The organism is Pantoea sp. X-Soil-YNGN-844, assembly GCF_059730595.1.
The window spans coordinates 3,851,935-3,873,084 of sequence record NZ_AP036007.1 but is presented as its reverse complement, the minus strand read 5'-3'; the positions used below and the strand labels follow the sequence as shown (position 1 = coordinate 3,873,084).

Below are 21,150 nucleotides of genomic sequence, written 5' to 3'. Positions count from 1 at the left end.
GCAGAGCGAAGACATCAGCGGGAGCATACTGAAGTATGTGACCGGTGTGGCTGAGCGATGGCAACGCGGTCATGGCGTGAAAGGTTCGTTTCGTGCACCAAGATTTGCCTGGCGGCTTTAGCGCGGTGGTCCCACCTGACCCCATGCCGAACTCAGAAGTGAAACGCCGTAGCGCCGATGGTAGTGTGGGGTCTCCCCATGCGAGAGTAGGGAACTGCCAGGCATCAAATTTGTTCCTTTTCCTCTGACAGGGAAAATAACGGGAACAGACGGTTATCAGCCGGTTGCTGATAAGCGTGAAAGAATCGGTGGAGCGGTAGTTCAGTTGGTTAGAATACCTGCCTGTCACGCAGGGGGTCGCGGGTTCGAGCCCCGTCCGTTCCGCCACCCTATTAGGGGCGTAGTTCAATTGGTAGAGCACCGGTCTCCAAAACCGGGTGTTGGGGGTTCGAGTCCCTCCGCCCCTGCCAGAAAACGATCCTTTGCTTCGGCAAAGGATTTTTTTTTGCCTTCAGAAAGGCAAAAAAGAAGAACCAGCTAAATCTAACTGGTCTCATCTCTTCCCTGCTTGCTTCTCTACCTGCCAATCTTTAGCTGTTTTGCCTCACCAGAATCGGGAATTTAAGCAACTGACGGATATGCGCCTGCTGATCGCTGTTCTGCAACCAGACAGCATAGAGCGGACGAACGGCGACGGGCGTATCCGGAATCACCATCAACTCACTGTAAACACTTTGCCAGAAGTCAGGCAGGAACGCGCACGCGCCGGTGGTATGCAGCAGTTCGCGGGTAACATGCGCCGACGTGGTGGTCAGTACTGGCACATCATCCGCCCCGGAAAGATAACTCTGATGCTGATGAAAATCTGCTCCCCATTCCAGTTTAATGTAATCATATTTTTCGCGTTTCTCGCTTTGCCGGGCGCAGAACAGTGCCAGCGAGATATGACCAATTTGCTGACTGGTTAACTCATCCATTTTAGGCGCTTCAGTGGTGATCAACAGATCCAGCTGGCGTTCATGGAGCTGCTTAACCAGCAGATGTCGTTGTGCCACGCGCGCTTCTAAATGCAGGCTTTCACGATTCTCATACAGCGTCTGTAGCCACGGCGTCAGATAGGCCTCCCATAGCGATGCACTGGCACCGATCGAAAGCTCATGGTGCTGCTGAGTGTGGGAAACCTCCTTCTTCGCCATCATCCAGGTGCTCATCAGGCTTTCAGCATAGGGAAGCAGGCGCTCTCCGGCCGCTGTCAGACGTATGTTATTGCGATGCCGTGTAAAAAGGTTAACGCCAAGCTGATTCTCTAACTGGCGGATGCGAAAACTGACAGCAGATTGCGTGAGGTAAAGTGCTTCTGCAGCACGCCCGAAATGGCGTGTTCTGCTCACTTCCAGGAAAGTTTTCAGTAATTCCGTATCCACAGCGTTCTCCCAAAAAATGTTTGTCGTATAGATTTAAATGTTTTGTTTTACACTCTGTCAAGCCTATCTAATACTCCGCGCCATTAACAGCACGGCATTAGAAAATCAGGAGCGTGTAACATGGCGGAAAGCTTCTCAACAGAGAATCGTTTCTTTGATAACAAACATTACCCGCGTGGTTTCTCACGCCACGGTGACTTTACTATTAAAGAAGCTCAGCTTCTTGAACGCCACGGTTTCGCCTTTAATGAGCTGGATTTATCAAAGCGTGAGCCTGTAACAGAAGAAGAACGTCTGTTTATTGAAGTATGTCGTGGCGTGCGTGAGCCGCAAACGGAAGCCGAACGTGTATGGTCTAAATATATGACCCGCATTAAGCGTCCTAAGCGTTTTCATACGCTGTCCGGCGGTAAACCGCAGATGGACACCGTCGAAGACTTTACCGACAGCGACGATTAACAGAGAAGGGGCGAAAGCCCCTTTTTACTGCAGGCTGTTATGCAGATGAATCATTAAACGATCAATCGTGCGATAACTGACAGCTTCCTGCAGATGATGCCGGCTGATCTCTGCATCTCCCGCCAGATCGGCCACGGTACGCGCCACCTTCAAAATCCGCTGCCATGCCCGTACAGATAAACCCAGTTTCTCTAGTACTGACTCCAGCCACTCCGCATCCTCCTTAGCCGGCTGACACCAGCGCATTATCTCCGCATTGTTTAAATGCGCATTAATTTTGCCTGCACGGGTCAGCTGAATCTCCCGCGCTGCGACCACCCGATGACGAACCTGTCCAGACGTTTCTGCTACAGGGCGTTGACCGCTAAGCATTCCACCAGGAAGTAGCGGCACCTCCAGCGAAAGATCAAAACGATCGAGAAAAGGGCCGGACAGCTTGCTGAGATAACGCAGCACCTGCTGAGGTGAGGTGCGGTTATGCTGTCCCTGATAATGTCCGGTTGGACTTGGGTTCATCGCAGCAATCAGCTGAAATCGTGCCGGATAGGTGACTTTTGCGCGGGCACGTGAAATAGCGATGACCCCCGACTCTAATGGCTCGCGCAAAGAGTCCAGCACCTTGCGATCAAATTCCGGCAACTCATCCAGAAATAGCACGCCGTTATGCGCCAGTGAGATCTCGCCGGGGCGTGGCAGCGATCCACCCCCAATCAATGCATAGAGAGATGCGCTATGGTGAGGCGACCTGAAAGGCCGGGTACGCCATTGTCGGTGCAGAGTACTGCTATTGTTCACCAGGCTGGCGATTGCCGCGCATTCCAGTGCTTCCTGATCGGTTAAAGAAGGCATAATGCCGGGCAGCCGGGTGGCTAGCATGGTTTTACCCGTACCTGGCGGGCCAATCAGCAACAGGTTATGCCCGCCAGCCGCCGTGATCTCCAGCGCTCTGCGTCCCTGTTCCTGACCAATAATATCTGCGAGATCGTCAGCAGGTGGATTGCCCTGATGCTCAGGAGACTGGGCTGTCGGTAACGTGAGTTCATTGCGCAGAAAAGTGCATACATCGCTGAGGTGAGAGGCGACCAGCGATGATCCCTGAAGGATGAGTCCGGCATCCGCCTCATTCTCAGCAGAGAGAACCAGCTGTCGTCCAGCCTGAATTGCCACCATGGCCGCCGGAATCGCGCCCTGTACACCGCACAGCGCGCCGTCGAGCGCCAGTTCACCCAGAAACTCATAGTGCGTCAGCTTGTCGGCAGGAAGCTGCTCAGAGGCGACCAGAATGGCGATCGCCATAGGTAAGTCATACCGTCCGCCCTCTTTGGGTAAGTCAGCTGGAGCCAGATTGATGGTGACGCGCTTTGCAGGGAAGGTGAAACCGCTGTTGATAATGGCGCTACGTACCCGCTCACGCGCTTCTTTGACCGTGGTTTCCGGCAGGCCTACCAGGGTTAAGGCAGGCAGGCCGTTACTGATATGTGCCTCAATGGTCACCAGCGGGGCTTCCACCCCCAGTGCTGCCCGGGTCAGAACTTTTGACAATGACATACTCGCTCCTTGTTGCCGTCAGTCTGGTGACTGCATCAAAGAAAAGCGAGCACAGCATCAGCACAGTTCGGGCCATCGCACACCCCATCGAAAGTTGTTTCATGGCGTTTTAAAACGCTGCGCGACAGTACGCAAATTCATCGAAATATTATTACGTCCCTGAAGTGATGAATAATTATCATTATGTAATTATTTCTTGTATTACAGATTGATAGGCCTTGATTCAGCGCCACAAGCTAAAATAAATCTGTAAAAAAAGTTGTGTCATGCCCCCTGACTATGATAACTCTGTAGGTATTACTTCGAACACGAAAAAGAATTGAACAACACATGAAAGCCCTTCTACAAGTGATTAGCCTGGTCGTGATTAGCGTGGTGGTGGTTATTAACCTACCGTGCGGGGCAACGCTTGGAGAAAGAAAGGCTTAAAAATCAAGCCTCGAATCCGAAAAAACCCCCGCACCGAAAGGTCCGGGGGTTTTTTTTTCGACCCGAGGAAATATCAGTAAATCCACAAGGAACAAACAATGAACAGTAGCATAAAATTCTGTTGTTCCGGTCAGGACACAGGAGAATAGCGATGACAGGTGCACAGTGGGTAGTTCAGGCTTTACGCGCGCAGGGTGTTGATACCGTATTTGGTTACCCGGGCGGCGCCATTATGCCGGTATACGACGCGCTTTATGATGGCGGCGTGGAACACCTACTGTGTCGTCACGAGCAGGGCGCTGTGATGGCGGCAATCGGCTATGCCCGTTCCACCGGCAAAACCGGCGTCTGTATCGCCACTTCTGGTCCTGGCGCGACTAACCTGATCACCGGTCTGGCAGATGCCATGATGGATTCAGTGCCGGTTGTGGCGGTAACGGGTCAGGTCACCTCGGCCTTTATCGGCACCGATGCCTTCCAGGAGATCGACGTACTCGGACTCTCACTGGCCTGCACCAAGCACAGCTTCCTGGTGGAATCGCTGGATGAGCTGCCGGCCATCATGGCGGAAGCTTTTGCGCTGGCGCAGTCAGGCCGTCCTGGCCCGGTACTGGTTGATATCCCGAAAGATATTCAGATTGCACAGGGTGAACCTACGCCGCATCTGGTTCCGGTTGAAGAAGGAAATGCGCTGCCGCATCAGGCGATTGACCAGGCACGTGCACTGATGGCGCAGGCCAGAAAGCCCATGCTCTACGTTGGCGGCGGTGTTGGTCTGGCGCAGGCGGTTCCGGCACTGCGCAAGCTGGCAGAAGAGACCGGCATCCCGGCAGTTGCTACTCTGAAGGGACTGGGCAGTGTGGACCCACACAGTGACGTCTATCTCGGTATGCTGGGGATGCATGGTACCAAAGCCGCTAACCTGGCCGTACAGGCGTGTGACCTGCTGATCGCAGTCGGTGCCCGTTTCGACGACCGCGTCACCGGCAAGCTGGATACTTTCGCACCGCACGCCAGCGTGATTCATCTCGATATCGACCCCGCTGAATTAAACAAATTACGTCGCGCTCATGTCTCTCTGCAGGGCGATCTTAACGAACTGCTGCCCGCCCTGAGTCAGCCTTTATCTATCAACGCCTGGCGTGATGAGGTGCAGGCACTGAAAGCCAGCCATACATGGCGCTACGACCATCCGGGCGACGCGATCTATGCGCCGCTGCTGCTGAAGCAGCTTTCCGATCGCAAACCGGCCAATGCCGTCGTCACCACTGATGTTGGTCAGCACCAGATGTGGACAGCGCAACATATGTATTTCAGCGCGCCGGAGAACTTCATCACCTCCAGCGGTTTAGGCACCATGGGCTTTGGTTTACCGGCTGCCATTGGCGCGCAGGTTGCACGTCCGGACGATACGGTGATCTGTGTCTCGGGCGATGGCTCCATCATGATGAACATCCAGGAGCTGGGCACCATCAAGCGCGGCAGGCTGCCGGTCAAAATCGTACTGATGGATAACCAGCGTCTGGGTATGGTGCGCCAGTGGCAGCAGCTGTTTTTCGATGGTCGCTACAGTGAAACTAACCTGTCCGACAATCCCGACTTCCTCACGCTGGCCAGCGCATTCAACATTCCTGGCCAGCGCATTACCCGTAAAGATCAGGTCGACGACGCCCTTGATGCTCTGCTGAACAGCGAAGGTCCTTACTTCCTGCATGTTGCAATTGATGAGCATGAAAACGTCTGGCCACTGGTACCGCCGGGTGCCAGCAATGCAAACATGATGGAGAAAACCGTATGAACCAGCATCAATTGTCTATCGAAGCCCGTTTCCGCCCTGAAATATTAGAGCGCATTTTACGCGTCGTGCGTCACCGCGGTTTTCAGGTCTGTTCTATGAACATGGCCTCAGTCGCCAACGCAGAAAACATTAATATTGAAATGACCGTTGCCAGCCAGCGCTCCGTCGATTTACTGTCTTCGCAGTTAAGTAAATTGATCGACGTTGCATGCGTTCAGATTCAACAACAGACAACACAACAAATCCGCGCGTAGCCGCGAGAGGGAATAACAATGAGCACGAAGAAAGCAGACTTTATTTGGTTCAATGGCGAGATGGTTAAGTGGGAAGAAGCGAAGGTCAGCGTCATGTCCCACGCCTTGCACTACGGTACGTCGGTATTTGAAGGCGTCCGCTGCTACGACTCTCACAAAGGACCGGTTGTGTTCCGTCATCGTGAACACATGCAACGTCTGCACGACTCCGCCAAAATCTACCGCTTCCCGATTAAAAGCAGCGTTGATGAGCTGATGGAAGCGTGCCGCGAAGTCATCCGCGTGAACAAACTGAAAAGTGCTTATATCCGTCCGCTGGCCTTTGTCGGCGACGTGGGCCTGGGCGTGAACCCGCCAGACGGCTTCACGACTGACGTGATCATTGCTGCGTTCCCGTGGGGTGCGTACCTGGGCGCTGAAGCGCTGGAGAACGGCATTGATGCCATGGTCTCTTCATGGAACCGTGTTGCGCCAAACACTCTGCCAACTGCTGCTAAAGCGGGTGGTAACTACCTCTCCTCACTGCTGGTGGGCAGCGAAGCCCGTCGTCACGGCTATCAGGAAGGCATTGCGCTGGATACTAATGGCCTGATCTCAGAAGGTGCAGGCGAAAACCTGTTTGAAGTTAAAGATGGCGTGCTCTATACCCCGCCATTTACCTCTTCGGCACTGCCGGGCATCACCCGCGATGCGATCATCACGCTGGCGCGTGATATGGGCATTGAAGTGCGTGAGCAGACTCTGTCGCGTGAATCTCTCTATCTGGCTGACGAAGTCTTTATGTCTGGCACCGCAGCAGAAATCACACCGGTGCGCAGCGTTGACCGCATTCAGGTGGGCGAAGGCAAATGTGGTCCGGTCACCAAACGTGTCCAGCAGGCCTTCTTTGGTCTGTTCACGGGCGAAACCGAAGACAAGTGGGGCTGGTTAGATCCGGTTAACCCATAATCAGATACAGCGCGGGCGTCATCTGACGTCCGCGAGCTAATTCTTACTGGAGTAAATAGAGCATGCCTAAGTACCGTTCCGCCACTACCACCCACGGCCGCAATATGGCGGGTGCCCGTGCCTTATGGCGCGCGACAGGAATGACCGACGACGATTTCGGCAAGCCGATTATCGCTGTGGTTAACTCATTCACCCAATTTGTCCCGGGCCACGTTCACCTTCGCGATCTGGGTAAACTCGTCGCTGAGCAGATTGAAGCGGCGGGCGGTGTGGCTAAAGAGTTCAACACCATCGCGGTGGATGACGGTATTGCCATGGGTCATGGCGGCATGCTGTATTCACTGCCTTCGCGTGAGCTGATTGCTGACTCGGTCGAGTACATGGTTAACGCGCACTGCGCCGACGCCATGGTCTGCATCTCCAACTGCGATAAAATCACCCCAGGCATGCTGATGGCGTCTCTGCGCCTCAATATCCCGGTGATCTTCGTTTCAGGCGGCCCGATGGAAGCGGGTAAAACCAAGCTTTCTGACCAGATCATCAAGCTGGACCTGGTTGATGCGATGATTCAGGGTGCCAACCCGAACGTCAGCGATGCCGACAGCGATCAGATCGAACGCTCTGCCTGTCCGACCTGCGGCTCCTGTTCCGGTATGTTCACCGCCAACTCGATGAACTGCCTGACCGAAGCACTCGGCCTGTCGCAGCCTGGTAATGGTTCACTGCTGGCCACGCACGCCGATCGCAAAGAGCTGTTCATTAATGCCGGTAAGCGCATCGTCAGCCTGACCAAGCGCTACTATGAGCAGGATGACGTCAACATGCTGCCACGTAACATCGCGAACAAGGCCGCTTTCGAGAACGCCATGATGCTGGATATCGCCATGGGCGGCTCCACCAACACTGTGCTGCACCTGCTGGCGGCGGCACAGGAAGGCGACATCGACTTCAACATCTCCGACATCGATCGCCTGTCACGTAAAGTGCCTCAGCTTTGTAAAGTCGCGCCAAGTACCCCGAAATACCACATGGAAGACGTGCATCGCGCAGGTGGCGTTTTCGCGATTCTGGGCGAGCTGGATCGCGCAGGTCTGTTCGACAGCAGCGCGCGCAACATCCTGCAGCAGACGATGCGTGAAACGCTGGATCAGTACGACATCATGCTGACCAAAGATCAGGCGGTAAAAGATATGTTCCGCGCGGGCCCGGCGGGCATCCGTACTACCCAGGCATTCTCGCAGAACTGCCGCTGGGACACGCTGGATGATGACCGTGCCGAAGGCTGTATCCGCACCCGCGAAAACGCTTACTCACAGGATGGCGGTCTGGCCGTGCTCTACGGCAATATTGCCGAAGATGGCTGTATTGTTAAAACGGCAGGCGTAGACAAAGAGATCCTGACCTTCACCGGTCCGGCCAAAGTCTATGAAAGCCAGGATGACGCAGTAGAAGCGATTCTCGGTGGCAAAGTAGTCGCAGGCGACGTGGTCGTCATCCGCTACGAAGGGCCAAAAGGTGGGCCGGGCATGCAGGAAATGCTCTATCCGACCACCTATCTGAAATCGATGGGCCTGGGCAAAAGCTGTGCACTGATTACCGACGGTCGTTTCTCCGGTGGTACATCAGGCCTCTCTATCGGCCACGCTTCGCCTGAAGCGGCCAACGGCGGCACTATTGCGCTGGTCAAAGATGGCGACACCATTGCAATCGATATCCCTAACCGCGGCATCAAACTCGCTGTGCCGGATAACGAACTGCACGCCCGCCGTGAAGAGCAGCAGGCACGTGGCGATGCGGCGTATACGCCGGTCAATCGTCAGCGTGAAGTCTCCTTTGCGCTGCGTGCTTACGCATTACTCGCGACCAGTGCTGACAAAGGCGCCGTCCGCGATAAGAGCAAGCTGGGAGGCTAACCATGGCCGAGTCTCAACCGCTACCCGACGCGCCATGCGGCGCGGAGTATCTGCGCGCAGTGCTGCGTTCACCGGTGTATGAAGTGGCACAGGTGACGCCGCTGCAGGTTATGGAAAAAATTTCATCGCGTCTTGGCAACACCATTCTGGTGAAGCGGGAGGATCGCCAGCCGGTACACAGTTTCAAGCTGCGCGGTGCCTACGCGATGATTGCCGGTCTGAACGAAGAGCAGAAAGCGCGCGGCGTGGTGACGGCATCAGCCGGTAACCACGCGCAGGGCGTGGCGCTCTCCGCGACGAAGCTGGGCATCAAGTCACTGATTGTGATGCCGCTGGCGACCGCAGACATCAAGGTTGATGCGGTGCGCGCATTTGGCGGTGAGGCTTTTCTGTTTGGGGCCAACTTTGACGAGGCGAAAGCCAAAGCGATAGAGCTCGCTGAACAGCGTGGCTACACCTTCGTGCCGCCGTTTGACCATCCGGCTGTGATTGCCGGACAGGGCACGCTGGCGATGGAGCTGTTGCAGCAGGATGCGCACCTCGACCGGGTCTTTGTCCCGGTAGGTGGCGGCGGTCTGGCCGCGGGCGTTGCGGTGCTGATCAAGCAGCTGATGCCGCAGATCAAAGTCATCGCGGTGGAGTCAGAAGATTCAGCCTGCCTGAAAGCGGCGCTGGACGCCGGTCATCCGGTCGATCTGCCACGCGTCGGGCTGTTTGCCGAAGGGGTGGCGGTTAAGCGGATTGGCAGCGAAACCTTCCGGCTCTGTCAGGCCTACATCGATGACATCATCACCGTCGACAGCGATGCGATTTGCGCTGCGATGAAAGACCTGTTCGAAGATGTTCGTGCCGTGGCGGAGCCGTCTGGCGCGCTGGCGCTGGCGGGCATGAAGAAGTATATCCAGCAGCACGAGATCAAAGGCGAGCGGCTGGCGCATGTCTTGTCCGGTGCCAACGTCAACTTCCACGGTCTGCGTTACGTCTCCGAGCGTTGCGAGCTGGGCGAACAGCGTGAAGCGCTGCTGGCCGTCACTATCCCGGAACAGCAGGGCAGCTTCCTGCGTTTCTGCCAGACGCTGGGCGGACGTTCGATCACCGAGTTCAACTACCGCTACGCGGACGCGGATAAAGCCTGCATCTTTGTTGGTGTACGTCTGACGCGTGGCGTGGAAGAGCGCAGCGAGATCATCAGCGAACTCACCTGCGGTGGTTATCAGGTGGTCGATCTGTCAGATGATGAGATGGCAAAACTGCACGTGCGTTATATGGTGGGCGGACGTCCCTCCAAGCCGCTGCGTGAACGGCTCTTCAGCTTTGAATTCCCGGAGGCACCAGGCGCGTTGCTGAAGTTCCTGCAAACGCTGGGCACCCACTGGAATATCTCGCTGTTTCACTATCGCAGCCATGGCACCGACTACGGTCGTGTGCTGGCGGCTTTTGAACTTGGCAGCGATGAGCCGCGTTTCGAGGAGCATCTCACCGACCTGGGTTACGACTTTCATGACGAAAGCCAGAACCCGGCGTTCCGCTTCTTCCTGTCAGGCCACTGATTACAGCTGGCTCCAGAAAGCACTGATCAGCGGCTCCCCGAGCCGCTTTTTTTGCACGCAGATCCCGAGTTCGAACGGCGCAACCGAGTCAATATTCTCCAGCAACAGCACGCGGTTCCGCACCGGATCCGGACTGTTCTCCAGCACCACATCCGGCAACAGCGCAATACCGCAACCCAGCGCCACCATCGAGACAATCGCTTCATGGCCCGATACCGTGGCGTAAATCACCGGATTCGGGATGCGCTGGCGGCGAAACCAGAGATCGATACGCCGCCGTGCCGGTCCCTGCACCGGCAGAATAAACGGAATTTTTGACCAGTCGGGCTGCGGCTGGGTGGCCTGGGTGCGGACGGCACAGGGCAGTGCGGGCGCAATCAGCACCAGCGGGATCAGCCCCAGTGGCATAAAATCAATGCTGGCGGGCAGGGTTTCAGGCCGTCCGGCAATCGCCAGATCGGCATCGCCGGAATGCACTTTTTCTACCGCATCCGCAGCATCGCCAGTATCCAGTTTGATTTCGACCTGCGGATGTTCCGCGCGAAAGCGATCGAGAATCGGCGGCAGATGACTGTAGGCCGCCGTCACAGAACAGAACAGTCGCAGTTCGCCGCTGAGTGACGGGCCGTTAAGATCCATCACATGGCGCAGCTGCTGATACTGCAACAGCGTCTGCTGGGCAAACTGGCGCAGGCGTTCTCCCGCTTCCGTTAACGTTACGGTGCGGTTATCACGCAGAAAGAGCGCATGGCCGACATCGTCTTCAAGCCGCTGGATCTGGCGTGACAGTGTGGAAGGGCTGACGTGCATCGCACGCGCCGTGCGCCCGAAGTGGCAGCTTTCTGCCAGATGAAGAAACAGTTTCAGATCCCGTAAATCCATGCGCGCGTCGCCTCTGTTTAGTGTTGCATTTATTGCAATGTGACGTTGTTAATATATCAATTTAAGCAACAGAATTCCTGTCATATGATGGGGTCATTCGCGGCGTTGTATGACACGCCGTTCCTGAACAAAAAAAGCAAACACAACCTTATCGGAGTACCCATGGCTAACTATTTCAACACATTGAACCTGCGCAACCAGCTGGCGCAATTAGGCAAATGTCGTTTCATGGCGCGTGATGAATTCGCGGATGGTGCCAGTTTCCTGAAAGGCAAAAAAGTCGTTATCGTTGGCTGTGGCGCGCAGGGCCTGAACCAGGGTCTGAACATGCGTGATTCAGGTCTGGATGTCGCCTATGCACTGCGTGCCGAAGCGATTGCTGAGAAACGTCCTTCATGGCGCAAAGCGACCGATAACGGTTTCAAAGTGGGTACTTACGAAGATCTGATCCCGCAGGCGGACCTGGTGGTTAACCTGACGCCAGACAAGCAGCACTCTGCTGTCGTTCAGGCTGTTCAGCCGCTGATGAAAGATGGCGCTGCGCTGGGTTACTCGCACGGTTTCAACATCGTTGAAGTGGGCGAAAGCATCCGTAAAGACATCACCGTAGTCATGGTGGCACCAAAGTGCCCGGGTACAGAAGTCCGTGAAGAGTACAAACGCGGCTTTGGTGTTCCGACGCTGATCGCGGTTCACCCGGAAAACGATCCAAAAGGCGAAGGCATGGCGATTGCTAAAGCCTGGGCAGCAGCGACCGGCGGCGATCGTGCTGGTGTGCTGGAATCCTCCTTCGTTGCAGAAGTGAAATCTGACCTGATGGGTGAGCAGACCATTCTGTGTGGCATGCTGCAGGCGGGTTCACTGCTCTGCTTCGATAAGCTGGTGGCTGAAGGTACGGACCCGGCTTACGCAGAAAAACTGATTCAGTTCGGCTGGGAAACCATCACCGAGTCACTGAAGTTTGGTGGCATCACCCTGATGATGGATCGTCTCTCTAACCCGGCGAAACTACGCGCTTATGCGCTGTCAGAGCAGCTGAAGACCATCATGGCGCCGCTGTTCCAGAAGCACATGGATGACATCATCTCCGGCGAATTCTCTTCCGGCATGATGGCCGACTGGGCCAACGATGATAAAAACCTGCTGACCTGGCGTGAAGAGACCGGCCAGACCGCATTCGAAACCGCCGCACAGTATGAAGGCAAAATCGAAGAGCAGGAGTACTACGACAAAGGCGTAGTGATGGTTGCAATGGTTAAAGCGGGCGTTGAGCTGGCGTTTGAAACCATGGTCGATGCCGGGATCATCGAAGAGTCTGCTTACTACGAGTCACTGCATGAGCTGCCGCTGATTGCGAACACCATCGCACGTAAGCGTCTGTATGAAATGAACGTAGTTATCTCTGATACCGCCGAATATGGTAACTACCTGTTCTCCTTCGCTGCGGTGCCGCTGCTGAAAGAGTTCATGACCACACTGCAGCCGGGCGATCTGGGTCAAGCGGTTGAGGGCACGCAGGTTGACAACGCGCAGCTGCGTGACGTCAACGAAGCGGTTCGCCAGCATCCAATTGAAACTGTTGGCCGCAAACTGCGTGGCTACATGACCGATATGAAGCGTATCGCTGTCGCGGGCTAATAACCGGCAACACAGTTTTCAGCAAAATAAACCCCGGCTCGCCGGGGTTTTTTGTTTGTGAACACTTGCCTGCACTGCCTGCTTCGCTGTGAGACCGAGCCTGCACAGGCAACACGGTCAGATCGGAAAGGCGCTTAAGCCAATCCCTGGCCGCTCGGCCCGCGCGATTACGCACCTCATCCCTGAGGTGCGCCCGTAAACGGGCCAACGCGTTGCGTTGTTCAAAAACGCTCCCGGCGTTTTTGTCCCGGGCGCGGGACGCTTTCCTCTTCTGACCGTGTTGCCAGTGCCCTCAGGCTTTTTAATTGCTGTAAGAATTACCCCGCCTCAGGTTTTATACATTTAAACGCGAGTGAGCACTTTCGAACAGATAACTAATCCACTTAAAGCGATGGGAGCATACGCCTGTAGCAAAGCATAGCGGGCCATGAACAAGAACGCCGGGAGCGTTTTTGAACAACGCAAAGCGTTGGCCAGGTACGGGCGCACCTCAGGGATGAGGTGTGTAATCGCCCGCGCTGAGCCTCGCCTTAGAGGGCGGTTTTGTGTCTTTACGAAAGGCGTATGCTCCCTGAGCCTGTCACCTGACCATAAGACGATGCTTTTTTTAGCCCTTCAGAGCAGTTGTACTCTGTGAGCCCGCTCCATAAAAAAACCCGGCGGCTGCCGGGTTTCACTGACCTTCATCCAACAGGATTAAACGTCATACAATGTCTGGTGACGCGTCTCTTTACAGGCCAGCAACGCTATCAGCGTCAGCACCGCCATCGACGCCAGATACAGCCCCACCGCCTGCAGACCATAATTGGCATTCAGCCAGGTCGCGATGTACGGCGCAACCGAGGCTCCCAGAATCGAGGAAAGATTATAGGAGAACGAGGCACCGGTATAACGCACTTCGGTCGGGAACAGCTCCGGCAGCAGCGCGCCCATCGGGCCAAACGTCAGCCCCATAATGCTCAGACCCAGCAGTAGAAATGCCATCACCAGCGCCTGCGAGCCTGAACCGAGCATTGCCGGGAACAGGAACGAAAACGCGATAATCATCAGCGTAATGGTAATCATCGTCTTGCGACGACCAAAACGGTCGGCCAGCAAACCGGCAATCGGCACCATCACACCAAAGCCAATCACCGCCAGCATCAGCATCCACAACATACTGTTACGCGGAATGCCCAGACCCGCTGGTGCTGGCGTGGTGCCATAGCTCATCGAATAGACGGTCATGATATAGAACAGCGTATAGGTCGCCAGCATGATAAAGGTGCCGAGAATGGTGGCGGTCAGATGCTTGCCCAGCAGCGCCGCAATCGGCACGCGAACCTGCTTCTTCTCTTTCTGCACTTTGGCAAACACCGGACTCTCATGCAGCGACACGCGCACATACAGACCAATCAGTACCAGCACGGCAGAGAGAATAAACGGCACACGCCAGCCCCATTGCATAAACTGTTCATCGGTCAGCAGCCAGGAGAGCAGCAGGAAAGTCCCGTTCGCGAAGAAAAAGCCAATCGGCGCACCCAACTGAGGGAAAGAGCCATAAAGCGCACGCTTCTTCGCCGGGGCGTTTTCCGTCGCCAGCAGCGCCGCGCCGCCCCATTCACCGCCCAGCCCCAGCCCCTGACCAAAACGCGCCAGCGCCAGCAATAGCGGCGCCAGCACACCGATGGTTTCATAGCTCGGCAACAGGCCGATCACCACGGTAGAGATCCCCATGGTCAGCAGCGAGGCAACCAGCGTGGTTTTACGCCCGACGCGATCGCCAAAGTGACCAAACACCGCAGAGCCAATCGGACGCGCGATAAAGGCGATAGCAAAAGTGGCCAGCGACTGTAGCGTCGCGACCGTGGCATCACCCTGCGGGAAGAAGATGTGCGGGAAAACAATGACCGCAGCAGTGGCATAAATATAGAAGTCGAAGAACTCGATGGCCGTGCCGACCAGCGAGGCAATCACCACTTTACTGCGTGAGTTAACCGGTGTGGGATCCTGCTGTTTGTCGAGTGTGTCTGTGAGGGAGGCTTGCATAACTGTTTCTTATTTGTAAATACAGACAAAGAATCTTACGCATCTGCCAGAGCGCATTCAATGATGAAAACCCGCGCCGCGTCTGGCTTCAGAGGGCAAAAAGAGGATAATTTCTGTGGTATGACGAATGCCGGGCGATACCGGGGTAAACCGGACGATATCTGGCGGGATACTCTAAGAAAGGGCTAAATAAAAGTGACCCCTCAGCTATTCATCCTGTTATCTGGTGAAAAAATAGCCGAAGGGTGACATTTTCCGCTGTTGTTAACGGATTACGATGCTTTGCGGCGGGATGCGCTGCCCGCTTCCGGCATCTGAGGGTCGTCTTTATATTTGGCCGTGGCGATCCACGCTGCACAGAACAGCGTCAGACGGGCGAAGAAATAGAAGAACGCCATCAGGCCGAGTACAGAACCAAAGGCTGCACCGGAAGGTGAGGTTGCCAGCTTCGGCAGCGTCAGCGTCATCACAAACTTAATCACCTCAAAGCCGATTGCTGCCAGCAGGGTGCCGCGGAACAGTGCTTTCTTGCGCGGCTTATGACGCGGCAGAATCCAGAAAATCCACAGGAACAACAGATAGTTCGCCAGAACGGAAATTGACGTGGCGATAATGGTCAGGGCAGGCCGTAACCACTCAATGCCATCCAGCCCCAGCGCACTCACAATGGTCGCCTGCGCAGAACCGGCCACCGAGGTCAGCGACAGCGTAATCACCAGCGCTAGCATCAGACCCGTCAGCGACAGGAAGTCGCGAATATAACGTTTCCAGATCTTCTCTTTGTCATCCGGTTTGCGTTCCCACACGTCGCGCGACTGGGCGCGGATCGCTTCACGCAGATTACCCATCCAGTTAAGACCGGAGTAGAGCGCCAGCAGTAAACCGGTGATACCCACGGTGGCGCGCTGCTGAATGGCGGTATTCACCGTATTCTTCAGCGTGTTTGCCAGCGTCGGGTCACTGATGCTGCTGACGATTTTGTTGATGATATCGGTCAGCAGATCCTGATTCGATGCCAGCACAAAACCCACGGCGGCAAACGACACCATCAGAATGGGGATCAGCGATAAAAATGAAAAATAAGTAATGGCTGCGCCAAACTGGCTGCCGAGTCGGTCATTAAAGCGGTCGAGAGCGCGAATAAAATGCGCTACCGCCGGAATAGATTGGAACCAGGTGGCGAAGCGCGACACGCGAACAATCGACTCATCCACGGTGTGATTGCCGGTTTTAATATCGATAAGCGGCTTTTCTGGCTGCATATCCTGCGGGTTTTCCTGCTTGTCTGTCATAGACCTTCACTGTCCTGTTTATCATTAAAATCAAAGTATAGCCGCTCAGGTGACGTACTCCTGTAACACCTGACTCAGCCACTCCATAAATACCCTTACGCGGCGTGCCACATTGCGCCGGTGCGGATAGAGCAGATGGATCGGCATCGGCCTGGCGGGAAAGCGATGCAGCACTTCCACCAGCTCGCCCCTTTCCAGTAATGTCTGAATTCCGGCGGCGGGCACCTGAATAATCCCCAGCCCTGCCAGACAGGCGGCGCGGTAGGTTTCCGTGCTGTTCACCGTCACCACGCCACCGGTATGAACGTAATGGCACTGTCTGCCATCAAAATATTCAAAGCCGGGTGAGGCCTGGCCGAGCTGCTGGCTGTAATGCACCATCGCATGCTGCGACAGCTCTTCCAGCCGGATTGGCATGCCGAACCGCGAAAGGTAGCCAGGGCTGGCGCAGTTGATCAAGGTATGGGTACCAATTTTTCGCGCAATCAGACCCGAATCCTTCAGCTCACCGACCCGGATGACGCAGTCAAATCCTTCCCGGATCACATCCACCTGTCGGTCGCTGCTGCTCAGCTCAATTTCCACGCCCGGGTAGTGCTGCAAAAATTCTGGCAACCTTGGCAGGATAAAGCCGGTGGCCATTGCCACTGACATGTCGACCCGGAGTTTACCGCTGAGCGAAGCGGGCTCGTGCTGAAACAGGCTGTCCATATCGTCAATCATCGACAACAGATCCAGGCAGCGGTCGTAATAGACCAGGCCATCCTGGGTTAGTTGCACCCGGCGCGTGGTGCGATGCAGCAAACGTGTTGCCATTTGATTCTCCAGCGCCTGAATCTGTCGCGATACGCTGCCTTTGGGTACGCCTAAACTCTCTGCCGCGCGGGTAAAACTGCCCATTTCGGCCACCCGCACAAACACCTGCATTGCGTGAATTTTGTCCATGTTGTTCACCGATTGTTGTTTTTATTGAAACAGTGATGCGCGTTTAACCCTGTTTATAGATCAATAATTCGCGAATATCCTTAAACCGTGTTCAATTTTTCAACAGGTGTGTGAGATGAATCAGAAAGTGGCGTTAATTACCGGTGCAAACCGCGGTTTAGGCCGCAATGGGGCCTTAAAACTGGCTGCCAGAGGCACAGATATTATTCTGACTTACCGCAGCCATGCCGATGAGGCGCAGTCGGTTGTAAAGGAAATTGAAGCGCTAGGACAGCGCGCCGTGGCGCTGGCGCTGGATGTCGGCGAAACCGGGCAGTTTGATCGCTTTGTCGGTGAGGTGAAAGAGGTGCTGCAACAGCAGTGGCAGCGTGAGCGCTTTGACTATTTAGTGAACAACGCCGGTCACGGACACTACAAGCCGTTTACCGACACCACCGAGGCGGAATTTGATGCACTGATGAAAGTGCATTTCAAAGGGCCTTACTTCCTGACCCAGAAGCTGCTGCCGCTGATTAACGACGGGGGTCGCATCCTGAATATCTCCAGCGGTCTGACCCGGCTGGTCTATCCTGGCTCCGCAACCTATGCGTCGATGAAAGGGGCGATGGAAGTCCTGACGCGTTATCAGGCGAAAGAGCTGGGTGAACGCCGCATTCGCGTCAATATTCTGGCACCTGGCGCGATAGAGACAGACTTTGGCGGAGGACGGGTGCGCGATACCCGCGAGATTAACGACCAGATTGCCGGGCTGACGGCGCTGGGTCGGGTCGGACTGCCGGATGATATCGGCGACGCTATCAGCGCGATTCTCAGTGACGAAACCGGCTGGATCACCGCGCAGCGCATTGAAGCGTCCGGCGGGCAGGGAATTTAACCCCGGGCGGCGTCGTGGAAAACACGACGCCGCTGATTTTACAGCGTAATGGTGCCGTCGATAACGGTCACAGTATTGCCGCCAATCCAGATGGTCTCACCGGCAAAGGTCACGTTCACCCGACCCGCACGCTGCAGAGCTGTGCCCTGACGAACGCGATACGGGGTGGTTTGTCCCGCTGCGGCGAAGTAACGCGCCAGACAGGCGTTAGCGCTGCCGGTCACCGGATCTTCGGTCAGGCTGCCATTCTCCACCAGCAGACCGCGCACTTCATACTGTTCAGGCTCGCCAGTGGGCAGGCGGCCAAAGGGCATGATGCCCGAGACACCCGCATGCTGAATCAGACACTGCAATTCACTGACATCGGGCTGCAGCGCCAGTACCGCTTCGGCGCTGATCATCGGTATGAGCAGCCAGCGGATCCCCATGTCCACTACCGTCGGGCTTTGTGTCAGATCGAACGCATCGCTGTTTAAGGCGTTACTCATCCGCGCATCCTGCCAGGGCATCAGCGTGGCAGCCGGCGCGGCAAATGCCAGGCCTGCGTCATCTATCTTCACCGTCACGTTACCGACGCCGCACTCCTGCACGATTTCACCCGGCGTACGGACTGGCCAGCCCGCCTCCAGCAGCGCATGGGCGGTGCCCAGCGTCGGATGACCGGCAAACGGCAGTTCCCCTTCAACGGTAAAAATACGCACCCGATAGTCCGCCTCTCTATGCTGAGGCGGCAGGACAAAGGTGGTTTCCGACAGGTTTGTCCAGCGGGCAATCGCCGCCAGCTGGCTGTCGCTTAACCCCTGAGCATCCATGATCACCGCCAGCGGATTGCCGTTAAAGGCTGATGAGGTAAACACATCGACTTGCTTAAACGCGACCTTCATTGTGACTCCTTGCTCTGGGTTCAGTGTGGCCTTTTCTCTGCCGGATGATTGCTTATAACAGCTAACAGCGTTATCAATAAGTTAAAGATTTTACTGGAGACTGTGAATGCTGACGATCCTGGGACGCGCCTCCTCAATCAACGTGCGCAAAGTATTATGGCTGTGTGACGAGCTGGACCTTGATTACCAGCGCGAAGAGTGGGGCGACGGCTTCCGTTCAACGCACCTGCCCGAATTCATGGCACTCAACCCGAATGCGATGGTGCCGGTGCTGAAAGATGATGACTTTGTGATGTGGGAATCCAACGCCATTCTGCGCTATCTGGCGAACGCCTATGGCGGTGAATGGCTTTATCCTCTGCATCCGCAGACGCGTGCGCCTGTCGATCAGTGGATGGACTGGCAATCCACTGAACTCAACACTTCATGGCGCTACGCCTTTATGTCGCTGGTGCGAAACTCACTGGCCCATCAGGACCCGCGACTGCTGGCTGCGGCCAGCAAAGGCTGGGCGCACACCATGAGCATTCTCAATCAGCAACTGGAAAAAACCGGCCGCTACGTCGCCGGACGCAATTTTACTCTGGCAGACATTCCGATTGGCCTGGCAGTGAACCGCTGGTTTGAAACCCCGCTCGATCATCCCGACTATCCGGCGGTGCGCACCTATTATGAGCGTCTGACTGAACGTCGCGGCTATACCGTCTGGGGCCGCAACGGTACACCCTGAGCTTCGCCGCACGGCACGCCCGCCAGTTCACAGGCGATTTCGCCCGCGCGCTGAATCGCGCGGGTGTAGCGCGCATCAAACGGATAGCAGCAGGAGAGACGCAGCGCATGGTTGTAGCGCTCACTCAGCGAATAGAGTGCGCCAGGCGTGACACAAATCTGCTCCTGCAGCAGCCGATCAAACATCTCGGTGGTATTCACGCCGCCCGGTAACTCGACCCAGAAAACAAATCCACCGCGCGGCAGCGTGGCGCGGGTTCCCACCGGGAAGTAGCGTGCGATCAGACCGCGCGCCTCATCCAGATTGGCCGCATAGCGACGACGCAGCGTGCGCAGATGATGGTCGTAACCGCCGGACGCAAGAAACTCCGCCAGCGTTTCGGAGAGCAGGGCGGATTCGGCCATCGACGATAATGCTTTCAGCCGGGCAATCGCGTCATGAAAACGGCCTGCGGCGGTCCAGCCAAGTCGGAAATCGGGTGCCACGGTTTTGGTAAAGCTGGTGCAGTAAATCACCCAGCCATCGCGATCAAAGGCTTTTACGGCGGGCGATAGCGGCCAGTCGAACTGCAACTCGTCATACAGCCCGTCTTCAATCAGCGGAACGTGGTAAGTATTCACTAACTTTGCCAGCCGCTTCTTATTCTCCAGCGACATGCCGCAGCCCAGCGGGTTCTGCACGCTGGGCATTGCAATCACTGCCTTAATACGCTGCTCCTGCAGCAGCATCTCCAGCGCATCCAGCGACAGGCCATGTTGCGGATCGGTAGGGATTTCCAGCGCCTTCAGGCCCAGCGACGCTAAAAGGGGGAAGAGGAAGAAGTAAGTCGGCGACTCCAGCCCGACACAGTCGCCGGGCTGCGTCACCGCCCGCAGCGCCAGCTGTAATGCCTCCATGCAGCCGTGGGTCAGGGTGATCTCATCGGCGGTGAGCGTTTGCCCGGCGTGCAGCGCCCGTCGCGCAATCTCCTCCCGTAAGCGCTCACTACCGGGCGGGAGTGCATAGCGTCCGATGATGTTGGGATGACGGCGCAGCAGTGAGGCGGTAATCCGGGCGATGCGCGCCGCCGGAAACAGCTCGCTGTCCTGCGGGCAGGCCAACGAGATATTGGTGTAGTCGGGATGGTTCTGCGCTGCAAACACCTTATCAATCAGGTCGAGCTTGCCGCTGCTGGGGTCGCGCACCCGGGCTTTATGCTGACCGTGACGGGTGACGGCGGGCAATACGCCACGCACGTAATAGCCCGACTGCGGACGCGCCTCAATCAGCCCGCGATCTTCCAGCATCTGCCAGGCATTCAATACCGTATTGACGCTGACCTGGTGTGACTGGGCGACGCGGCGGATCGCCGGCAGGCGTTTACCGGGTTTCAGCGTGCCCTGATGGATGGCCTCAGCGAAGCTGTCTGCGAGCTGCTGATAGAGTGGCTGATCGGAAGTGGGAGCAAGGGACATAGAAGCCTCCGGCGTAGATGGGTACAATTACTGTTAACGGGAACTGTAACCATAACAATAGTAATTTTGTGTCACTGTTACCATCTCTTTCTCCGCCGTA

The 21,150-nt window shown here is 56.0% G+C and carries 18 protein-coding genes, 2 tRNA genes and 1 rRNA gene; 13 read left to right on the top strand and 8 right to left on the bottom strand.

The annotated features are described in order from the left end of the window. Positions 1–107 precede the first annotated feature (107 nt). From rrf to AC6I8C_RS18045, 3 genes are all read left to right on the top strand, one after another. Positions 108–223, top strand: a 5S ribosomal RNA gene (gene rrf, locus AC6I8C_RS18055). An 87-nt stretch (positions 224–310) separates the two neighbouring features. Next, a tRNA-Asp gene (locus AC6I8C_RS18050) sits at positions 311–387 on the top strand. Between the two features lie 7 nt (positions 388–394). After that, a tRNA-Trp gene (locus AC6I8C_RS18045) sits at positions 395–470 on the top strand. Between the two features lie 120 nt (positions 471–590). Here AC6I8C_RS18045 and hdfR read toward each other — a convergent pair. Next, complete coding sequence (hdfR, locus tag AC6I8C_RS18040; RefSeq protein ID WP_010253571.1) at positions 591–1,424, bottom strand: HTH-type transcriptional regulator HdfR; 834 nt, start codon at positions 1,422–1,424, stop codon at positions 591–593. 120 nt (positions 1,425–1,544) lie between these two features. Here hdfR and AC6I8C_RS18035 point away from each other — a divergent pair, with 120 nt between their 5' ends. Beyond that, positions 1,545–1,883, top strand: coding sequence for a MaoP family protein (locus AC6I8C_RS18035; RefSeq protein ID WP_008926362.1), 339 nt, complete (start codon positions 1,545–1,547; stop codon positions 1,881–1,883). Positions 1,884–1,907: 24 nt separating this feature from the next. Here AC6I8C_RS18035 and AC6I8C_RS18030 read toward each other — a convergent pair whose 3' ends face one another. After that, positions 1,908–3,431: a YifB family Mg chelatase-like AAA ATPase gene (locus tag AC6I8C_RS18030; RefSeq protein ID WP_497823217.1), complete on the bottom strand. Its 1,524-nt coding sequence runs from the start codon at positions 3,429–3,431 to the stop codon at positions 1,908–1,910. Between the two features lie 330 nt (positions 3,432–3,761). Here AC6I8C_RS18030 and ilvL point away from each other — a divergent pair, with 330 nt between their 5' ends. The 6 genes from ilvL to ilvA all read left to right on the top strand — a co-directional run bounded on the left by ilvL (position 3,762) and on the right by ilvA (position 10,323). After that, positions 3,762–3,860: an ilv operon leader peptide gene (gene ilvL / locus AC6I8C_RS18025; protein ID WP_072101316.1), complete on the top strand. Its 99-nt coding sequence runs from the start codon at positions 3,762–3,764 to the stop codon at positions 3,858–3,860. 151 nt (positions 3,861–4,011) lie between these two features. Further along, a complete protein-coding gene (gene ilvG, locus AC6I8C_RS18020) occupies positions 4,012–5,658 on the top strand; it encodes an acetolactate synthase 2 catalytic subunit (RefSeq protein WP_497823216.1) in 1,647 nt (548 codons plus the stop codon). Further along, complete coding sequence (gene ilvM / locus AC6I8C_RS18015) at positions 5,655–5,912, top strand: acetolactate synthase 2 small subunit (protein WP_008926359.1); 258 nt, start codon at positions 5,655–5,657, stop codon at positions 5,910–5,912. The genes ilvG and ilvM overlap by 4 nt, the downstream gene beginning before the upstream one ends. 18 nt (positions 5,913–5,930) lie before the next feature. After that, on the top strand, positions 5,931–6,860 hold the full coding sequence (locus tag AC6I8C_RS18010; RefSeq protein WP_013359441.1) for a branched-chain amino acid transaminase: 930 nt from the start codon (positions 5,931–5,933) through the stop codon (positions 6,858–6,860). 62 nt (positions 6,861–6,922) lie between these two features. After that, a complete protein-coding gene (gene ilvD, locus AC6I8C_RS18005) occupies positions 6,923–8,773 on the top strand; it encodes a dihydroxy-acid dehydratase (RefSeq protein ID WP_497823215.1) in 1,851 nt (616 codons plus the stop codon). 2 nt (positions 8,774–8,775) lie between these two features. After that, entirely contained in the window at positions 8,776–10,323 is a 1,548-nt protein-coding gene (ilvA, locus tag AC6I8C_RS18000) for a threonine ammonia-lyase, biosynthetic (protein ID WP_497823214.1), read from the top strand. On the opposite strand, the gene ilvY is transcribed toward ilvA, so the two are convergent. Further along, on the bottom strand, positions 10,324–11,205 hold the full coding sequence (gene ilvY, locus AC6I8C_RS17995) for an HTH-type transcriptional activator IlvY (protein ID WP_033734419.1): 882 nt from the start codon (positions 11,203–11,205) through the stop codon (positions 10,324–10,326). 162 nt (positions 11,206–11,367) lie between these two features. Here ilvY and ilvC point away from each other — a divergent pair, with 162 nt between their 5' ends. Next, the gene (gene ilvC, locus AC6I8C_RS17990; RefSeq protein WP_497823213.1) at positions 11,368–12,843 is read left to right on the top strand and encodes a ketol-acid reductoisomerase; all 1,476 of its coding nucleotides are present in this window, start codon (positions 11,368–11,370) and stop codon (positions 12,841–12,843) included. 696 nt (positions 12,844–13,539) lie between these two features. On the opposite strand, the gene AC6I8C_RS17985 is transcribed toward ilvC, so the two are convergent. The 3 genes from AC6I8C_RS17985 to AC6I8C_RS17975 form a co-directional block, all read right to left on the bottom strand. Further along, positions 13,540–14,871, bottom strand: a complete 1,332-nt coding sequence (locus tag AC6I8C_RS17985; protein WP_497823212.1) for an MFS transporter — start codon at positions 14,869–14,871, stop codon at positions 13,540–13,542. Positions 14,872–15,143: 272 nt separating this feature from the next. Further along, positions 15,144–16,163: an inner membrane protein YhjD gene (gene yhjD, locus AC6I8C_RS17980; RefSeq protein WP_497823211.1), complete on the bottom strand. Its 1,020-nt coding sequence runs from the start codon at positions 16,161–16,163 to the stop codon at positions 15,144–15,146. Positions 16,164–16,208: 45 nt separating this feature from the next. Continuing rightward, positions 16,209–17,108, bottom strand: a complete 900-nt coding sequence (locus AC6I8C_RS17975) for a LysR family transcriptional regulator (RefSeq protein ID WP_279771831.1) — start codon at positions 17,106–17,108, stop codon at positions 16,209–16,211. Positions 17,109–17,223: 115 nt separating this feature from the next. Here AC6I8C_RS17975 and AC6I8C_RS17970 point away from each other — a divergent pair, with 115 nt between their 5' ends. Further along, positions 17,224–17,982, top strand: a complete 759-nt coding sequence (locus AC6I8C_RS17970) for an SDR family NAD(P)-dependent oxidoreductase (RefSeq protein ID WP_497823210.1) — start codon at positions 17,224–17,226, stop codon at positions 17,980–17,982. Positions 17,983–18,020: 38 nt separating this feature from the next. On the opposite strand, the gene AC6I8C_RS17965 is transcribed toward AC6I8C_RS17970, so the two are convergent. Beyond that, positions 18,021–18,866 carry a PhzF family phenazine biosynthesis protein gene (locus tag AC6I8C_RS17965; RefSeq protein ID WP_497823209.1) on the bottom strand — a complete coding sequence of 282 codons (846 nt, stop codon included), beginning with the start codon at positions 18,864–18,866 and terminating at the stop codon, positions 18,021–18,023. 106 nt (positions 18,867–18,972) lie between these two features. On the opposite strand from AC6I8C_RS17965, the gene AC6I8C_RS17960 reads away from it, so the two are divergent. Further along, positions 18,973–19,596: a glutathione S-transferase family protein gene (locus AC6I8C_RS17960; protein WP_497823208.1), complete on the top strand. Its 624-nt coding sequence runs from the start codon at positions 18,973–18,975 to the stop codon at positions 19,594–19,596. Here the strand turns inward: AC6I8C_RS17960 and AC6I8C_RS17955 are convergent. Next, entirely contained in the window at positions 19,563–21,050 is a 1,488-nt protein-coding gene (locus tag AC6I8C_RS17955; protein ID WP_497823207.1) for an aminotransferase-like domain-containing protein, read from the bottom strand. The genes AC6I8C_RS17960 and AC6I8C_RS17955 overlap by 34 nt on opposite strands. Positions 21,051–21,150 lie beyond the last annotated feature (100 nt).